The organism is Pseudomonas antarctica, assembly GCF_001647715.1.
Lineage (GTDB): Bacteria > Pseudomonadota > Gammaproteobacteria > Pseudomonadales > Pseudomonadaceae > Aquipseudomonas > Aquipseudomonas antarctica_A.
Window position 1 is genome coordinate 5,968,244 of record NZ_CP015600.1, and the last position, 16,872, is coordinate 5,985,115.

Consider the following 16,872-nt stretch of genomic DNA (forward strand, 5'->3'; position numbering starts at 1 on the left):
AGGTTAGGGCTTGCCCTGCAAGTCGCGATACGTGAGGTAAACCCGCAGGTCGAATTCCACCTGATGGTAGCCCGGCATCATGTATTCGCAGAGTTTGTAGAACGCCTTGTTGTGGTCCGATTCCTTGAAGTGCGCCAGCTCGTGCACCACGATCATGCGCAGAAACTCCGGCGCGGCCTCCTTGAACAACGCGGCGATGCGAATCTCTTTCTTGGATTTGAGATTACCGCCCTGCACCCGCGAAATCGTGGTGTGCAGGCCTAAAGCGCGGTGGGTCAGGTCCAGGCGGTTGTCGAACAGCACTTTGTCGATGGCCGGCGCGTTACGCAGGTGTTCCTGCTTCAAGGCCAGGGCATAGCTGTACAGCGCCTTGTCACTCTGCACCGCATGACGTTCGGGGTAGCGCTGCTCCAGGTAGGCGCCCAATTGGTCCTTGGCGATCAATTGGCGCACTTGCTCCTGGAGAGCTGCGGGGTAGGCCTGGAGGTATTTCAGCGCGGTCATGGAGTCTGCAACAGGGTTCGAATGGGTGCCAGTGTAGCGAATTCAAAGCGGCCGGGGGTGGGACCAGATCGCCATTTCCTCGGCCACCAGTGGCTGCGCCGCCCACGGCCCTTGAATACATGAGCAGCCATTGGCCCTGAGCCACTGGGATTGCTCCTGGGTTTCCACCCCCTCGGCGATCACCAACACGTCAAAGTGCCCGCACAACTGGATAATACTGCGGGCCATCGCCGCATCGCGCACCGAGCCTGGCAGACGTGCCACCAGTTGCGGATCCAGCTTGAGCGTGTCGAACTCCAGATCACGCAAATGGGCCAGCGAACACTGGCCCAAACCAAAGTCATCCAGGGCAATACGCACGCCGATCTGACGCAAAAGTTTGAGCTGCTTGTGGGTTTCTTCAAGGTTGCTCATCAGGCTGTCTTCGCTGATCTCCACCTCCAACTGGCGCCCCTGCAACCCATATCGCTCAAGGACCTGCTGCAGTTGGCTCGCCAGGTTTGGCATGTTGAACTGGCTGCTGCTCAGGCTCACGCTCAGCACCAACTCGTCATCGAAAGTGGCTTGCCAGGCCCGACGCTGGGCGGCGACTTGCTGGTAGATCCAGGCGCTCAACTGGCTGATCAGCCGCGCCTCTTCCAGCAACGGTAAAAACAAGCCCGGCGGCACATCGCCGACGCTTGGGTGCTGCCAGCGCAATAGCGCCTCGACGCCGCGCAAACGGCCATCCTCCAGCGACACCTGGGGCTGGTAGACCAGGGCGAAATCCTTGTTTTGAATCGCGTTACGTACACTGTCTTCGAGCATCAGGCGCGAACGGGCACGGCCGTTCATTTCCTGATCGTAATAGCGATATTGCTGACGCCCAGCACGCTTGGCTTCGTACATGGCGATATCCGCCGCGCGCAGCAGGCCATTCAAGTCAGCGCCGCAATCCGGGAAGGTCGCAATACCAATGCTGACACCGAGCATCACGTCCAAACCATCGACTTGCTGACAGACAGACACTCGCTCGATCAGTTTTTCCGAAATCTTCGCCGCCTGCTCCGGAAACTCCAGCTCCAGCAAGGCGGTGAATTCATCCCCACCCATACGCCCGAGAATGTCGTAGGACCGCAGACACGCCTGCATTTGCTCCGAGACCCAGCGCAACACCCGATCCCCCGCGTCGTGGCCCAGCGAATCGTTGACGCGCTTGAAGCCGTCGAGGTCCAGGTAGAGCAACACCAGCGACAGCCCATTACGTTCGCTGCGCAGCAATGTGTTCTCTACTGCCTGGTGAAAGCCACGCCGATTCAGCAGCCCGGTCAACGGGTCGGTAACCGCCTGGAACTCCAGTTGCTGATGCAGGTGGCGCACCTCGGACATGTCCAGCACCGTCACCACCATAGCCTTCTGCTCGGCGGGCAGAGGCGCGCAGGACAAGGCCACCGGCACCTGCTGGCCGCGACCGGTGCGCAAAATAGCGTCGTGCTGGCGCCAGGTCTCGCCCTTGCGATAGGCCTCATACATCGGGAACCCCAACCAGGTGGGCACGTGGGGTTTTTGCAGGAAACTCAGAAAGCTCTCGCCCTGCAACTCGGCCATCGTGGCATTCAGCAACCGCGAAATGGCCGGGTTGGCGTACTGGATCACACTGGCCTCGCCCACCACCAGGATGCCCTCGGCGGCGTTGTCCAGCACCGAGGCATTAAAGGCCCGCGCGGATTCCAGGTCATGGCTCAGGCGCTGCAAGGCTCGGCGGTTGCGCTGATGCTCCAGCAGGGCCTGGACCTTGGGCTTGAGAATATGCGGGTCGAAGGGCTTGAACAGGTAGTCGATGGCACCGCTGGCATAGCCTTCCAGCACGGCCGCAGAAGACTGGGCATGCGCGGTCAAAAAAATAATCGGCGTCATGCACGTACGCTGGCTGCCACGCATCAGGCGCGCCACCTCAAAGCCATCCATGCCGGGCATGCGCACATCCAGCAACACCAGGTCGACTTCGTGCGCCAACAGTAATTCCAATGCCTCCAGCCCTGAAGCTGCGGTCATCACTTGCCAATCTTCACGCTGCAAAAGCGCACGCATGCTGATGAGGTTTTCCGGGTAGTCGTCGACCACCAGAAGAACCGAACTGCCATCGCCGGGGTATGGAGCGCAATCCATGCTACGTCTCTTCCTTGAGGAGTTGCACCGGTTACTTCTGATATAAAAACCGGACAAACACTGAGGTCTCACTCTAGCCCCGGTTCCAAAAAAGCAGAAGTGACGCGGGTGCCATCATTGCGCCAAAGCTTAGGAAGCCGACTAACGGTAAGCCCCTACAGCCCACGGACCATGGGAAACATGGCTTTTTGGCATTCCTCTGACGCCAATAAATCGCCAGCAATTGTTTAACAACCTGACGATCAGCGCTTATAAAGAACCTGTAAGGCCCCCGGGCCAAAGCCGTCACCTCTGTAAAAGGCCAACACCATGATCGACCTTTCCACCTGGAACCTGAGCATTCCGGTCGGCTCCCCGCCCGCGACCATCGACACCCCGAAACTGCTGAGCGGCTTCAAGGACCAATATTTCCAGGCCGAAGGCAGCAACGTGCAATTCTGGACACCCGTGACCGGCACCCGCACCGAAAACGCCATCTACCCGCGCAGCGAACTGCGTGAAACCTACGCCGACGGCCGCCTGCGTAACTGGACTTACAACGAGGCCAACAACTTCCTGCGCGCCACCGTGACCGTCAACCAAGTGCCTTCCAGCGGCAAAGTGGTCATCGGCCAGATTCACGCGTATGACAGCCAGAAACCGCTGATCAAGCTGGAATACCAATTCAAGGAATCGACCCAGACCGGCAACATCGTCGCCAAAGTGCGCATGCGCCCGGATGATGGTGAGGGGCGCGTGGTCACCGTCGCCAGTAACGTGCCATTGGAGAAGAGCTTCACCTATGTGATCAACCTCAATAAGGCCGGCTTACTCAGCGTATCTGCCGCAGACGGCCAATGGAACGAGCGCATTGGCGCCGCGTGGGCTGCGAAGCCGCTGTACTTCAAGGCTGGGGTGTATGTGCAGGACAACAGTGGGAATAGCAAGGAAGGTGCACGCGTGACGTTTGCCAAGTTGGATATTGATCACGAGTAAGTGCCGTATCTCGCGTAGGCCTCGTCCTGTGACGCCACGGATTATTCGCTGACTCATCCAACCTTTTAAACACGCCTCAAATCCCTGTGGGAGCCGGGCTTGCCCGCGAAGGCGGACTATCAGCCAGCCTGTCTGGTGGCTGACACACCGCGATCGCGGGCAAGCCCGGCTCCCACATTTGACCTTCATTGGCTGGGCCGCCGGGACGGGGCCTACAGGACCGTTGCGGCAAGCCAGATCGGCGCTTATAGTTCGCCCCGTCGCTGGCATTGACCGGCGATAGGGTTTCGCAGCCCTACAGAGTTAATTCCGCACCCGTCAAAACTGCCCTGGCGCTCCTGCCAATGGCCGTCTTGTTATGGCGGCTGTGCGTGGGAGACCTTCGGGTCTGCCGGGTCTTAACTCCTCGGTCTGCGAACCCGCGTACAGCTGCCACCCAATTTGTTTCGCAGCAAACGGTGGTCATTCTTCTCTCGAGTTAAGGATTCACCATGACCCAAAAACTGCCACCCCGTCGTTTCACCCCGTGCACCGAAACCGCCACCGATTACCCAGTGCTGCTAATCGACAGCGACGCCCCACTGCTGGACCTCCACGCCTGCCTGCGCGAACGCCTCAACGCCGCCCTTGAACACCTCAACCTGATGGCCTGCTCCAGCCTGCCGGACTTCGCCGAACGCGACCTGAACAACGTGGCCAACACTGCGCGCATTCTGGTCCAGGACGTGAGCGATCTGTTCAGGGTCATCGAGCACCGCGGTTTCGATACGCCTGACGCTGCCTGATCAAATCCCGGCCACAAAAAAGCCCGCAGCGCTGCGGGCTTTTCATTAACACATTATGCTTAGCTGACCCGGGGGCTCAACTGACTTTCCAGAATGACCAGCGCATGACCCTTCCCTTAATAACCATACACATTAAGGAACAACGATATCAAAGGGCGCAGGCGTGGAACTATAGATGGCGACAGCGTCCACTGGAGAAGTAGCACTTTTAAATCGATCATTTGGGTCTTTATAGACACTAACGCTATAGCCTAACTCGGTCCGCACCCCAGGCCGGAGAAAGGAAAGAATCTCATCAGAGAGCACCACAGAGTAGATATTGGACGCCGATACATTATTAAGCGTAGTACTCGTCACCTCAAAACTGTATAGAGGCAACCCGCCATTCCCACTCCCGTCCAAATACCAAAAATTATAGGTAATGGAAATAACTGAACCCACGGTGTATTTCGCCCTATCAAAGGGAATCTCCACGACCAGCCCGCCACAAGAAGGATTGATACTCAGCGTATTACTCGGCTCTCGCCCTAACTTCTTCAACGGGGTCAAATTGATGGAGTTTCGAACATTCGTAAAAATATTCATAACGGGTAGCTCTTGCGGAGTGACCATGGCGTTTTCCTCGTAAGTGCATTGAGTTAGTTGCCTCAGAAAACTACGGCCATTCACACTGGCTAGCTACTGTGAGAAGTCACAGTCCGCTAGGTCAATTCGAAATAATAGCCCGCGCTTGCCATTATATTTAAGCCACAAAAAAACCCGCATCACTGCGGGCTTCTTTTAAACGCTAAAGGCTTAGTTCACCTTGGCGTTCAACTCACCTTTCAAATACCGCTGGTACATCGCTTCCAACGAGATCGGCTTGATCTTCGAAGCATTGCCTGCAGTGCCGAACGCTTCGTAGCGAGCGATACACACATCACGCATCGCGGTTACGGTGGCGCCGAAGAATTTACGTGGGTCAAATTCGCTCGGGTTGGTGGCCATCAGGCGACGCATTGCGCCGGTGGATGCCAGGCGCAGGTCGGTGTCGATGTTGACCTTGCGCACGCCGTACTTGATGCCTTCGACGATTTCTTCAACCGGTACGCCGTAGGTTTCTTTGATGTCGCCGCCGTACTGGTTGATGATCGCCAGCCACTCTTGCGGTACCGAGGAAGAACCGTGCATCACCAGGTGGGTGTTAGGGATGCGTTTGTGGATTTCCTTGATGCGGTCGATGGCCAACACGTCGCCGGTAGGTGGCTTGGTGAATTTGTAAGCGCCGTGGCTGGTACCGATGGCGATGGCCAGGGCGTCCACTTGGGTCTTCTTGACGAAGTCGGCCGCTTCTTCCGGGTCGGTCAGCATTTGGCTGTGGTCCAGCACGCCTTCGGCGCCGATGCCGTCTTCTTCGCCGGCCATACCGGTTTCCAGGGAACCCAGGCAGCCCAGCTCGCCTTCAACCGACACGCCGCAGGCGTGAGCCATGGCCACGGTTTGTTGGGTGACGCGTACGTTGTACTCGTAGTCGGTTGGGGTCTTGCCGTCTTCGCCCAGGGAGCCGTCCATCATCACCGAGCTGAAGCCCAGTTGGATGGAGCGCTGGCACACGTCAGGGCTGGTGCCGTGGTCCTGGTGCATGCACACCGGGATGTGTGGGAATTCTTCGATCGCCGCGAGGATCAGGTGGCGCAGGAACGGGGCGCCGGCGTATTTGCGGGCACCGGCCGAAGCCTGGACGATCACTGGGGAGTCGGTCTTGTCAGCGGCTTCCATGATGGCGCGCATCTGCTCAAGGTTGTTGACGTTAAAGGCTGGGACGCCGTAGCCGAACTCGGCTGCGTGGTCCAGCATTTGACGCATGCTGATAAGTGCCATTGTGTTGTCTCTCCCGATCGAGGGTCGTTAATCGTGCAAGCCTGCCGTAGCGGCGGCTGCTATTCAAGTTATTGCAGATCAAGGGGTTAAGGCTTGGCCTGCTGAATCGTTATTGCTGGCGTGGCCTTGTGCTGATACCACTGAAAAAGCCGATCAACGTGGGAGCTGGCTTGCCTGCGATGGGGGCAGATCAGACAACATTTATTTTGCTGACCCACCGCAATCGCAGGCAAGCCAGCTCCCACATTTAGATCTCATTTATCTTAAGCTCGTGTTCTCACTGGGCCTTGCAGCCACGCCCGATCAAATCATCGGTGGCGACCCAGTAAATCAGGCCTTCCTCACCTTTTGTGTGAAACGCCAACTGGTCGTTGCTGTACAGCACGCCCGAGGCGGCAACGTCTTGCTTAAGACGGTAAACCTGGTCCGAACCACCGAGGCGTACATCCACTTCGGAACGGGCCTGATTGGCAAAGCGCCAGTTGATCTCGGCCTTGCTGTCGCAAGTCCAGGTCGTCCACTTGTCCGCCGGCTCTGCCTTGTTGAACATGTTCATGCTGCTGCAGCCGGCCAACAAGGCCAATGCAGCCAGGGCGAATACGCCTTTCATTGCCAATCCTCGAACGGCGACCCGAAGGCCGCCACTGCTGTCGGTTAATTGATCAGACCGGTCACGGGCAACCCTGTTCCTGACCGTTGGGCGCAGCGTCGTATTTCTCCAGCCGCTCGTTGCCGATGCGCTTGTTGATCACCGGCATGGTCTCGGCTTGCCAGTCAGCCTGGTAGCAGCTCTTTTTCTGCCCCGGCGCACGCTCTGCCGGGTCAGGCTTAGCGCTTGGCGTGCTGCCGCAGCCGGCCAACAGGCCTGCTGCGATTACCAGTGCCAACGACTTGATCATGGGAATACTCCTTTTCCGGATCACGAGCCTTAGCCTTTGGCTCGGGTTTCCAGCACTTCAACGGCCGGCAGGACTTTGCCTTCGACGAATTCCAGGAATGCGCCGCCACCGGTAGAAATGTAGGAGATCTGGTCAGCAACGCCATATTTATCGATCGCTGCCAGGGTGTCACCGCCACCGGCGATGGAGAATGCCGAGCTTTCAGCAATAGCCTGGGCCAGGACTTTGGTGCCGTTACCGAATTGATCGAACTCGAACACGCCCACCGGGCCGTTCCACAAAATGGTCTTGGACGACTTCAGCAGTTCAGCGAAGTTGGCCGCGGTTTGCGGGCCGATGTCCAGGATCATGTCGTCGGCAGCCACGTCTGCGATGAGTTTGACGGTGGCTTCGGCGCTTTCGGCAAACTCCTTGGCAACCACCACATCCACCGGCAACGGCACGCTCACTTTTGCCGCGATGGCGCGGGCGGTGTCGAGCAGGTCCGGCTCGTACAGGGACTTGCCCACCGGGTGCCCGGCTGCCGCCAGGAAGGTGTTGGCAATGCCGCCGCCAACGATCAACTGGTTGCAGATCTGGCTCAGGCTGTTGAGCACGTCCAGCTTGGTGGACACTTTGGAACCGGCCACGATGGCGGCCATCGGTTGCGCCGGAGCGCCCAGGGCCTTGCCCAGTGCATCCAGCTCAGCGGCCAGCAGCGGGCCGGCTGCGGCGACTTTGGCGAACTTGGCCACGCCGTGGGTCGAGCCTTCAGCGCGGTGAGCGGTGCCGAAGGCGTCCATCACAAACACGTCGCACAGGGCCGCGTATTGCTGGGCCAGCTCGTCGCTGTTCTTTTTCTCGCCTTTGTTAAAGCGCACGTTCTCGAACAGCACGATGTCGCCAGGCTTGACGTCAACGCCACCCAGGTAGTCAGCCACCAGTGGCACGTCGCGGCCCAGGGCCTTGCTCAGGCAGTCGGCTACAGGCTTGAGGCTGTTTTCAGCGGAGAACTCACCTTCGGTCGGGCGACCCAGGTGGGAGCAGACCATCACGGCCGCGCCTTTTTCCAGGGCCAGCTTGATGGTCGGCAGCGAGGCCAGGATTCGCGCATCGCTGGTGACAACACCGTCCTTGACTGGGACGTTGAGGTCTTCGCGAATCAGTACGCGCTTACCTTGCAGATCGAGGTCGGTCATCTTCAACACGGTCATGGGTCGCAGTTCCTGAATTGGCTGATTTAAAGGGCTGATTTAGCAGAGGCGATGTGCAGATAATGGTCCGCAACATCCAGCATTCGGTTGGCAAACCCCCATTCGTTGTCGAACCAGGCCAGGATGTTCACCAACCTGGGGCCGGAAACACGGGTCTGGCTGGCATCGACAATCGCCGAATGCGGGTCATGGTTGAAATCACAACTGGCGTGCGGCAACTCGGTGTAGGCCAAAAGGCCCTTGAGCGGGCCGCGGGTGGCGGCGTCGCGCAAAATCCGGTTGACCTCAGTGGCATCGGTATCGCTGACGGTTTGCATGGTGATGTCCAGGCAGGACACGTTCACCGTCGGCACCCGTACAGCTTTGGCCTGGATTCGCCCGGCAAGTTCCGGTAACAACCGTTCGATACCACGCGCCAGGCCGGTGGACACCGGAATCACCGACTGGAACGCCGAGCGCGTACGGCGCAGGTCTTCGTGGTGATAGGCGTCGATCACCGGCTGGTCATTCATGGCCGAGTGGATGGTGGTGATAGACACGTAATCCAGGCCAATTGCCTGATCCAGCAGGCGCAACAGCGGCACACTGCAGTTGGTGGTGCAGGAGGCGTTGGACACCAGCAGCTCATCGCCGGTCAGGCAATCCTGGTTGATGCCGTAGACGATGGTGGCGTCGACATCCGCCTCGCTGGCCATCGGCTGGGAAAACAGCACACGCGGTGCACCGGCGTCGAGAAAACGCTGGCCATCGGCACGGGTGTGGTAAGCACCGGAGCATTCCAACACCAGGTCGACGTCCAGCGCCGCCCAGTCGATGCCCTCGGGGGTGGCACTGCGTAAGACTTTTACGCAGTCACCATTGATATGCAGACAATCACCGTCGACCCGCACTTCGCCGGGGAACCGGCCGTGAGTGGAGTCAAAGCGTGTCAGGTATTCGATGCTGGCCATGTCGGCCAAATCGTTGATCGCAACAATTTCAAACCCGGCCGCCGCCCCTCGCTCGAACAGAGCACGCAAGACGCAACGACCAATGCGGCCGTAGCCGTTGAGTGCAACTTTGTAGCGACGCGGTTGAGGCATGGGGTTCTCGATTACCTTGGGTAATAGGGTGGCTGTTAGATCGCTTTCGCGAGCAAGCCCGCTCCCACACTTGAATGGGTTCACAATTGCAACTGTGTGAACCCGATCAAATGTGGGAGCGGGCTTGCTCGCGAAGGCGTCAGTACAGCCACCTCAATCTACAGCCTTAGTCTTCCAGCAGCTCTTCAGCCTGACCCAGGATGTTTTCCAGGGTGAAACCGAACTCTTCGAACAACGCTGGCGCCGGCGCCGACTCACCGTAGGTGGTCATGCCGATCACGCGGCCTTCCAGGCCCACGTACTTGTACCAGTAGTCGGCGTGAGCCGCTTCGATGGCGATACGCGCGCTGACTTGCAACGGCAATACCGATTGCTTGTAGTCCGCGTCCTGGGCTTCGAACAGGCTGGTGCAGGGCATCGACACAACACGCACCTTGCGGCCTTGCTCGGTCAGCTTGTCGTAGGCCTGAACGGTCAGGCCGACTTCGGAACCGGTGGAGATCAGGATCAGCTCCGGCTCGCCAGCGCAGTCCTTGAGCACGTAGCCGCCACGGCTGATGTCGGCGATCTGCGCGTCGGTACGCACTTGGTGCTGCAGGTTCTGACGCGAGAAGATCAGCGCCGAAGGGCCGTCCTTACGCTCGATGGCGTGCTTCCAGGCCACGGCGGATTCGACCGCGTCGGCTGGGCGCCAGCAATCCAGGTTTGGCGTGGTACGCAGGCTGGTCAGTTGCTCAACCGGCTGGTGCGTCGGGCCATCTTCGCCCAGGCCGATGGAGTCGTGGGTGTACACATGGATCACCCGCTTCTTCATCAGCGCGGCCATACGCACGGCGTTGCGCGCGTATTCCATGAACATCAGGAAGGTCGCGCCGTAAGGCACCAGGCCGCCGTGCAGGGACACACCGTTCATGATGGCGCTCATGCCGAACTCGCGCACGCCGTAGTACATGTAGTTGCCGCTGGCGTCTTCTGCCGAAACACCTTTGCAACCTTTCCACAGGGTCAGGTTGGAACCGGCCAGGTCAGCCGAACCGCCGAGGATCTCAGGCAGCAGCGGGCCGAAGGCATTCAGGGTGTTCTGGCTGGCTTTACGGCTGGCGATGGTCTCGCCCTTGGCCGCGACTTCGGCGATGTAGGCCGAGGCTTTTTCCGAGAAGTCGGCAGGCAGGTCACCGGCCAGGCGACGTACCAATTCGTTGGCCAATTCCGGGAATTCGGCAGAGTAGGCCGCAAAACGCTGGTCCCACTCAGCTTCGGTCGCCAGGCCTTTTTCCTTGGCGCTCCACTCGGCGTAGATGTCGGCCGGGATTTCGAACGGGCCGTGGTTCCACTTCAGCGCTTCGCGGGTCAGGGCGATTTCCGCGTCACCCAGTGGGGCGCCGTGGCAGTCTTCTTTACCTTGCTTGTTCGGCGAGCCGAAACCGATGGTGGTCTTGCAGCAGATCAGGGTCGGCTGCTCGCTTTTGCGCGCGGTGTCGATGGCGGTCTTGATTTCTTCCGGATCGTGGCCGTCAACATTGCGGATCACTTGCCAGCTGTAGGCTTCGAAACGCTTCGGGGTGTCATCGGTGAACCAGCCTTCGACTTCGCCGTCGATGGAGATGCCGTTGTCATCGTAGAAGGCAATCAGCTTGCCCAGGCCCAGGGTACCGGCCAGGGAAGCGACTTCGTGGGAAATGCCTTCCATCATGCAGCCATCACCGAGGAACACATAGGTGTGGTGGTCGACGATGTTGTGGCCCGGGCGGTTGAACTGCGCGCCCAGCACTTTTTCAGCCAGCGCAAAGCCAACCGCATTGGCCAGGCCTTGGCCCAGGGGACCGGTGGTGGTCTCGACGCCTGGGGTGTAGCCGAATTCCGGGTGGCCCGGGGTGCGGCTGTGCAGCTGGCGGAAGCTCTTGATGTCATCAATGGTGACGTCGTAGCCGGTCAGGTGCAGCAGCGAATAAATCAGCATCGAGCCGTGGCCGTTGGACAGCACGAAGCGGTCACGGTCGGCGAACGACGGGTTGCTCGGGTTGTGTTTCAGGTAGTCACGCCAAAGTACCTCGGCGATATCCGCCATGCCCATCGGGGCACCGGGATGGCCGCTGTTGGCTTTTTGCACGGCATCCATGCTGAGGGCACGAATGGCGTTGGCACGCTCACGACGGCTGGGCATCGCTGATCTCCTGGGGTTTGAATATAGAAACCGAAAAAAGGACCGGCATTTTCCCTCAGCCACCGCCTGCGGGCAATGACAGATAGTCACTTGACGGTGTTTTTCCTGCGCATTGCACGGCAATCGCTTGCAGAAACGCCCCACGGCTTCGTCTAGAGGTAATAGCGGCTGCTTATAACCGCCACTTATCGACCAATATCAAAACTTTTTGATATTGGCCTTGCAGGGATTTACACCCATCACTAGACTGCTGGCCTTATGAACCTACCCGTGCCCTCCCTGCGTCCCGACGACGGCGATGAGCTGGCTGCCTTATGCAAGGCGGCTGGTGATCCGTTACGCCTGAACGTACTGCGCGCACTGGCCAACGACTCCTTCGGGGTACTGGAACTGGCGCAAATCTTTGCCATTGGCCAGTCCGGCATGAGCCACCACCTCAAGGTACTGGCCCAGGCCGAGCTGGTAGCCACCCGCCGCGAAGGCAATGCGATTTTTTACCGCCGTGCCCTGCCCCACACCGAGCTGCTCGGCGGCAAGCTGCACAGCGCTTTGCTCGAAGAAGTCGACAACTTGAGCCTGCCGGCGGATGTGCAGTCGCGCATCGGCCAGGTCCACGGACAACGGGCCGCCGCCAGCCAGGACTTTTTCTCTCGGGTTGCCGAAAAGTTTCGCGCCCAGCAGGACCTCATCGCCGGTTTGCCGCAATACCGCGAAAGCGTACTGGCGCTGTTGGACAAGCTGAGCTTCAGTCATGAGGCGACGGCGCTGGAAGTCGGACCTGGCGACGGCGGTTTCCTGCCGGAACTGGCGCGCCGCTTTCAGCAGGTGACGGCGCTGGACAACAGCCCGGCGATGCTCGAACTGGCGCGCCAGCTGTGTGAGCGCGAAGCCCTGGGCAATGTCAGCCTGCAGTTGGCAGACGCGTTGAATGACACCAGCCTGCGGGCCGATTGCGTGGTGCTGAACATGGTCCTGCACCATTTCGCCGCCCCCGCCGACGCCCTCAAGCAGATGGCAAACTTGCTGCAACCCGGCGGTAGCCTGCTGGTCACAGATTTATGCAGCCACAACCAGAATTGGGCCAAGGAGGCCTGCGGTGATCTCTGGTTGGGTTTTGAACAGGACGATCTGGCCCGTTGGGCCACCGCTGCGGGACTCGTTCCCGGGGAAAGCCTCTATGTAGGTTTACGTAATGGTTTCCAGATCCAGGTCCGCCATTTTCAGCGGCCGGCTGGCGACACTCACCATCGGTAAATATCAGGAAATCATCGAGATGAGCGAATACTCCCTTTTCACCTCCGAGTCCGTGTCTGAAGGGCATCCGGACAAAATCGCCGACCAGATTTCTGACGCGGTGCTGGACGCCATCATTGCTGAAGACAAGTTCGCCCGTGTGGCGTGCGAGACTCTGGTGAAAACGGGCGTGGCGATCATCGCCGGTGAAGTCACCACCACGGCCTGGGTCGATCTGGAACAGATCGTCCGTGACGTCATCACCAAGATTGGCTACAACAGCTCCGACGTCGGCTTCGATGGCGCGACCTGTGGCGTGATGAACATCATCGGCAAGCAGTCCCCCGACATCAACCAGGGTGTGGACCGCGCCAAGCCTGAAGATCAGGGCGCCGGCGACCAGGGCCTGATGTTCGGCTACGCCAGCAACGAAACCGACGTGCTGATGCCGGCACCGATCACCTTCTCGCACCAACTGGTGCAGCGCCAGGCCGAAGCGCGTAAATCCGGCGTGCTGCCATGGCTGCGCCCGGACGCCAAGTCCCAGGTGACCTGCCGTTACGAAGGCGGCAAAGTCGTGGGCATCGACGCCGTTGTACTGTCGACCCAACACAACCCGGATGTGTCCTACGCCGACCTGCGCGAAGGCGTGATGGAGCTGATCGTCAAGCACGTGCTGCCTGCCGAGCTGCTGACCAAGGACACCCAGTTCCACATCAACCCGACCGGCCAGTTCATCATCGGTGGCCCGGTGGGCGACTGCGGCCTGACCGGCCGCAAGATCATCGTCGACAGCTACGGCGGCATGGCCCGTCACGGCGGTGGCGCGTTCTCGGGTAAAGACCCCTCCAAGGTTGACCGTTCCGCCGCCTACGCCGGTCGTTACGTGGCCAAGAACATCGTTGCGGCCGGCCTGGCCGAGCGTTGCGAAATTCAGGTTTCCTACGCTATCGGTGTGGCTCAGCCTACGTCGATCTCGCTGAATACCTTCGGCACCGGCAAAATCAGCGATGAAAAGATCGTCAAGCTGGTGCGTGAGATCTTCGACCTGCGCCCTTACGCGATCACCACCATGCTCGACCTGCTGCACCCGATGTACCAGGAAACCGCAGCCTACGGCCACTTCGGTCGTACCCCTGCGCAGAAGACTGTCGGCGACGACACCTTCACCACGTTCACCTGGGAAAAAACCGACCGCGCCAACGACCTGCGTACCGCTGCAGGCCTGTAATCACTCGCGGCACACAAAGCCCCGCAGGGTAAAACCTGCGGGGCTTTTTATTGGCCGGGTGATTAACCGGCTGATATTCACGTTTTTGGATCCAAAACCTTGCAGGCCAAATAGTGGCCCTCTAGAATCCGCGCCCTCTCGGGCGCTTCACCTTATTTGGATATTGCACTGCGCCAGCCCGGGACAGATAAGCGCGCAGGCAATCTTACATTGAGGTTTTTCATGCGCATCTCCACGCTCTTCCCTGCCGCCCTTCTGCTCAGCCTGTTCACCCTGCCGGCCCAGGCTGCCGACCTGAGCGCACTGGGTGGCGCCCTGAGCACCCAACTGGGCAGCAAGTCCGGTGATTGCCAGCAACAAGCCAAAGACCTGCAAACCAAGATCGATACGGCCGAGGCCAAGAACGACATGCTGAGCGTGAAGGCTTTTAAAGCGGCACAAGAGCAGGTCAACAAAGGCTGTAACAAACTGGCTGAGTCCCAGGCCAAAGTCGACGCCAAGCAGCAAACACAGGAAGCCAAGCTGGATAAGAACGATACGGTGAAGGCCTTGGGCGGTCTGTTCAAGTAACTCGAAACACCCGGTAAAAAGCCCCGCAGCGTCGGGGCTTTTTTGTGGCCGCATGGATCACTTAGGCTGGGCGCCCCTTCCGAGCAAGGATGCTCATGATGCGTTTACTGATTGCTCTTTTACTCAGCGCCCTGCCTTTTTTGGCCTGGGCAGACGATTGCCCCGAGGAAGCGCGATCGCAGGTCGACACCTTGGCTGAACAGATCAAATTATGGGATGACAGCTACCACCGGCTTGGCCAATCCCCGGTCAGTGATGAACTCTATGATCAGGCTCGCCACCGACTGGCTCAGTGGAGAACGTGTTTTACTCGGTTAACAAAAGCCACCGACAACCCATTGGCCAGTTCACGGGGCACGCGGGCTCACCCGGTCGCGCATACCGGCCTGGAAAAGCTGGTCGATGAAAAGGCTGTCGATGAGTGGCTCCGAACCCGACAAGACGTATGGATTCAACCCAAGGTCGACGGCGTTGCAGTCACGCTGGTGTATCACCGGGGTCGGTTGAGCCAACTCATCAGCCGAGGTGACGGCCTGCTCGGCCAGGATTGGTCAGCCGCCGCACGCAAGCTCCCTGGCATTGTCCAGCAACTGCCGGAGCCGACCGATCTGGTGTTGCAAGGCGAACTCTATTGGCGCCTTGACGATCATGTGCAGTCAGCACACGGCGGGGTAAGTGCCCGAAGCAAGGTGGCAGGGCTAATGAATCGTCGCCAGCTGAGTGACGCTGACGCCGCTGGAATCGGCTTGTTCGTCTGGGCCTGGCCCAACGGCCCGGCAGACTTCACCACGCGCCTGGCCACCTTGGCGCGCTGGGGTTTTGCCGACAGCCGTCGCTACAGCCAGCCCATCCAGAACATGACTGAGGCCGCGCACTGGCGCAGCTACTGGTACAACCATCCGCTGCCCTTCGCCAGCGATGGCGTGGTGTTGCACCAGGCGTTGCGCCCACCCGCCAAACGCTGGCAGGCCGGAACGCCTTACTGGGCGATCGCCTGGAAGTACCCGGTCACCAAGGCGCTGGCGCTGGTGCGCAAGGTGCACTTCAAGATCGGCCGCACCGGGCGCATCACCCCCATTCTGGAACTGGACCCCGTGCGGCTGGACGATCGGCAAATTCGCCGCGTCAACGTCGGCTCCCTGAAACAGTGGCATGCGCTGGATATCCGTCCTGGCGATCAGGTCTCCATCAGCCTTGCCGGCCAAGTGATTCCCCGGTTGGACCAAGTGATCCTGCGCAACAAGACAAGGGTGGCGGTGCAGGTACCGGATGCTCGGGACTTCCACGCGTTGAGCTGTTGGCAACTGGACCCCGGTTGCGAGGAACAGTTGCTCGCCCGGCTGACCTGGCTGAGCAGCAATCAAGGCCTGTCCTTACCGAATATAGGGCGCGAAACCTGGAACGCATTGATCCAGGCCGGTCTAATCGCAGGCTTTCTCGATTGGTTGACCCTGGATGCGGCAGAGCTTGCTAACATTGACGGCTTCGGTGAACGCAGCCGTGCCCGTGTGCTCGACAGCCTTCAAAGCGCTCGGCAACGGCCCTTTGCGCAATGGCTCAAAGCGCTGGGTGTACCGCCTTCGGCACGCAACGATCTGGAGGGCGGCTGGCAGACCCTGGCCGCCAGAGATGTCCAGGCCTGGCTGGCTACCGACGGTATTGGCCCGGGCCGCGCGGCGCAATTGAGCGCTTTTTTTCGCGACCCGCAAGTACAAGCATTAGCTGAAACATTACGTGTGGCCGGGATTGACGGGTTTTAAGCCCCGCCCGGCCACTTTTAACCCCGGCAGAATTCACCCTGCCAACCGATTGCGACCCTGGAGCCTTACATGAAATTTCTAGCCCCACTAGCCTTGTTGACCGTCGCAAGCTTCATGACCACGCCGCTGCTGGCCGCCGAAGAAGTCCCGGAACTTACCGGCTGCGCCGCCAAACGCCAAGCCATCAGCGCCCAGATCGAACAGGCCAGGACCCATGGCAACAGTGAGCAGCAAGCCGGTCTGGAAAAAGCCCTGAGCGAAGTCACCGCCCACTGCACCGACGCGTCCTTGAGGAAAGAGCGCGAGAACAAGGTGCTCGACGCCAAACATGAAGTCAGCCGCCGTCAGGCCGACCTCGACAAGGCAATGAAAAAGGGCGATGCGGACAAGATCAACAAACGCAAAGACAAGCTCGCCCAGTCCCGCAAGGAACTGCAGGACGCCGTAGAAGAACTCGACAAGTAAGAC

Annotated in this window: 16 protein-coding genes; 7 read left to right on the forward strand and 9 right to left on the reverse strand. The window is 59.6% G+C overall.

Translation table 11 applies throughout. From position 1 onward, the window contains the following. Window positions 1–3: 3 nt before the first annotated feature. Window positions 4–504, reverse strand: coding sequence for a M48 family metallopeptidase (locus A7J50_RS27130; RefSeq protein WP_064454485.1), 501 nt, complete (start codon window positions 502–504; stop codon window positions 4–6). A 42-nt stretch (window positions 505–546) separates the two neighbouring features. Further along, window positions 547–2,652, reverse strand: a complete 2,106-nt coding sequence (locus tag A7J50_RS27135) for a putative bifunctional diguanylate cyclase/phosphodiesterase (protein ID WP_064454486.1) — start codon at window positions 2,650–2,652, stop codon at window positions 547–549. Window positions 2,653–2,961: 309 nt separating this feature from the next. Here A7J50_RS27135 and A7J50_RS27140 point away from each other — a divergent pair, with 309 nt between their 5' ends. Then, window positions 2,962–3,627 (forward strand): polysaccharide lyase family 7 protein, encoded by a 666-nt coding sequence (locus A7J50_RS27140; RefSeq protein WP_064454487.1) that lies wholly within the window; start codon window positions 2,962–2,964, stop codon window positions 3,625–3,627. Window positions 3,628–4,118: 491 nt separating this feature from the next. Further along, window positions 4,119–4,412: a hypothetical protein gene (locus tag A7J50_RS27145; RefSeq protein WP_064454488.1), complete on the forward strand. Its 294-nt coding sequence runs from the start codon at window positions 4,119–4,121 to the stop codon at window positions 4,410–4,412. A gap of 132 nt (window positions 4,413–4,544) precedes the next feature. Here A7J50_RS27145 and A7J50_RS27150 read toward each other — a convergent pair whose 3' ends face one another. The 7 genes from A7J50_RS27150 to tkt all read right to left on the reverse strand — a co-directional run bounded on the left by A7J50_RS27150 (window position 4,545) and on the right by tkt (window position 11,610). After that, a complete protein-coding gene (locus A7J50_RS27150; protein WP_064454489.1) occupies window positions 4,545–5,024 on the reverse strand; it encodes a hypothetical protein in 480 nt (159 codons plus the stop codon). A 183-nt stretch (window positions 5,025–5,207) separates the two neighbouring features. Further along, window positions 5,208–6,272, reverse strand: coding sequence for a class II fructose-bisphosphate aldolase (gene fba, locus A7J50_RS27155; protein ID WP_003177554.1), 1,065 nt, complete (start codon window positions 6,270–6,272; stop codon window positions 5,208–5,210). 277 nt (window positions 6,273–6,549) lie between these two features. Beyond that, window positions 6,550–6,882 carry an MliC family protein gene (locus A7J50_RS27160; protein ID WP_064454490.1) on the reverse strand — a complete coding sequence of 111 codons (333 nt, stop codon included), beginning with the start codon at window positions 6,880–6,882 and terminating at the stop codon, window positions 6,550–6,552. Window positions 6,883–6,943: 61 nt separating this feature from the next. Further along, window positions 6,944–7,171 (reverse strand): hypothetical protein, encoded by a 228-nt coding sequence (locus A7J50_RS27165; RefSeq protein ID WP_064454491.1) that lies wholly within the window; start codon window positions 7,169–7,171, stop codon window positions 6,944–6,946. Between the two features lie 29 nt (window positions 7,172–7,200). Next, the gene (locus A7J50_RS27170) at window positions 7,201–8,364 is read right to left on the reverse strand and encodes a phosphoglycerate kinase (RefSeq protein ID WP_064454492.1); all 1,164 of its coding nucleotides are present in this window, start codon (window positions 8,362–8,364) and stop codon (window positions 7,201–7,203) included. Window positions 8,365–8,390: 26 nt separating this feature from the next. Further along, on the reverse strand, window positions 8,391–9,446 hold the full coding sequence (gene epd / locus A7J50_RS27175) for an erythrose-4-phosphate dehydrogenase (protein ID WP_064454493.1): 1,056 nt from the start codon (window positions 9,444–9,446) through the stop codon (window positions 8,391–8,393). 166 nt (window positions 9,447–9,612) lie between these two features. Further along, window positions 9,613–11,610: a transketolase gene (tkt, locus tag A7J50_RS27180; RefSeq protein WP_064454494.1), complete on the reverse strand. Its 1,998-nt coding sequence runs from the start codon at window positions 11,608–11,610 to the stop codon at window positions 9,613–9,615. 258 nt (window positions 11,611–11,868) lie between these two features. Here tkt and A7J50_RS27185 point away from each other — a divergent pair, with 258 nt between their 5' ends. The 5 genes from A7J50_RS27185 to A7J50_RS27205 all read left to right on the forward strand — a co-directional run bounded on the left by A7J50_RS27185 (window position 11,869) and on the right by A7J50_RS27205 (window position 16,869). Beyond that, window positions 11,869–12,864: an ArsR/SmtB family transcription factor gene (locus tag A7J50_RS27185; RefSeq protein WP_064454495.1), complete on the forward strand. Its 996-nt coding sequence runs from the start codon at window positions 11,869–11,871 to the stop codon at window positions 12,862–12,864. Window positions 12,865–12,883: 19 nt separating this feature from the next. Then, complete coding sequence (gene metK / locus A7J50_RS27190) at window positions 12,884–14,074, forward strand: methionine adenosyltransferase (protein ID WP_064454496.1); 1,191 nt, start codon at window positions 12,884–12,886, stop codon at window positions 14,072–14,074. Between the two features lie 222 nt (window positions 14,075–14,296). Next, a complete protein-coding gene (locus A7J50_RS27195) occupies window positions 14,297–14,644 on the forward strand; it encodes a hypothetical protein (protein ID WP_064454497.1) in 348 nt (115 codons plus the stop codon). 95 nt (window positions 14,645–14,739) lie between these two features. Beyond that, a complete protein-coding gene (gene ligB, locus A7J50_RS27200) occupies window positions 14,740–16,404 on the forward strand; it encodes an NAD-dependent DNA ligase LigB (RefSeq protein WP_064454498.1) in 1,665 nt (554 codons plus the stop codon). A gap of 69 nt (window positions 16,405–16,473) precedes the next feature. Beyond that, on the forward strand, window positions 16,474–16,869 hold the full coding sequence (locus tag A7J50_RS27205; RefSeq protein ID WP_064454499.1) for a DUF1090 domain-containing protein: 396 nt from the start codon (window positions 16,474–16,476) through the stop codon (window positions 16,867–16,869). The last annotated feature ends 3 nt before the right edge of the window (window positions 16,870–16,872 follow it).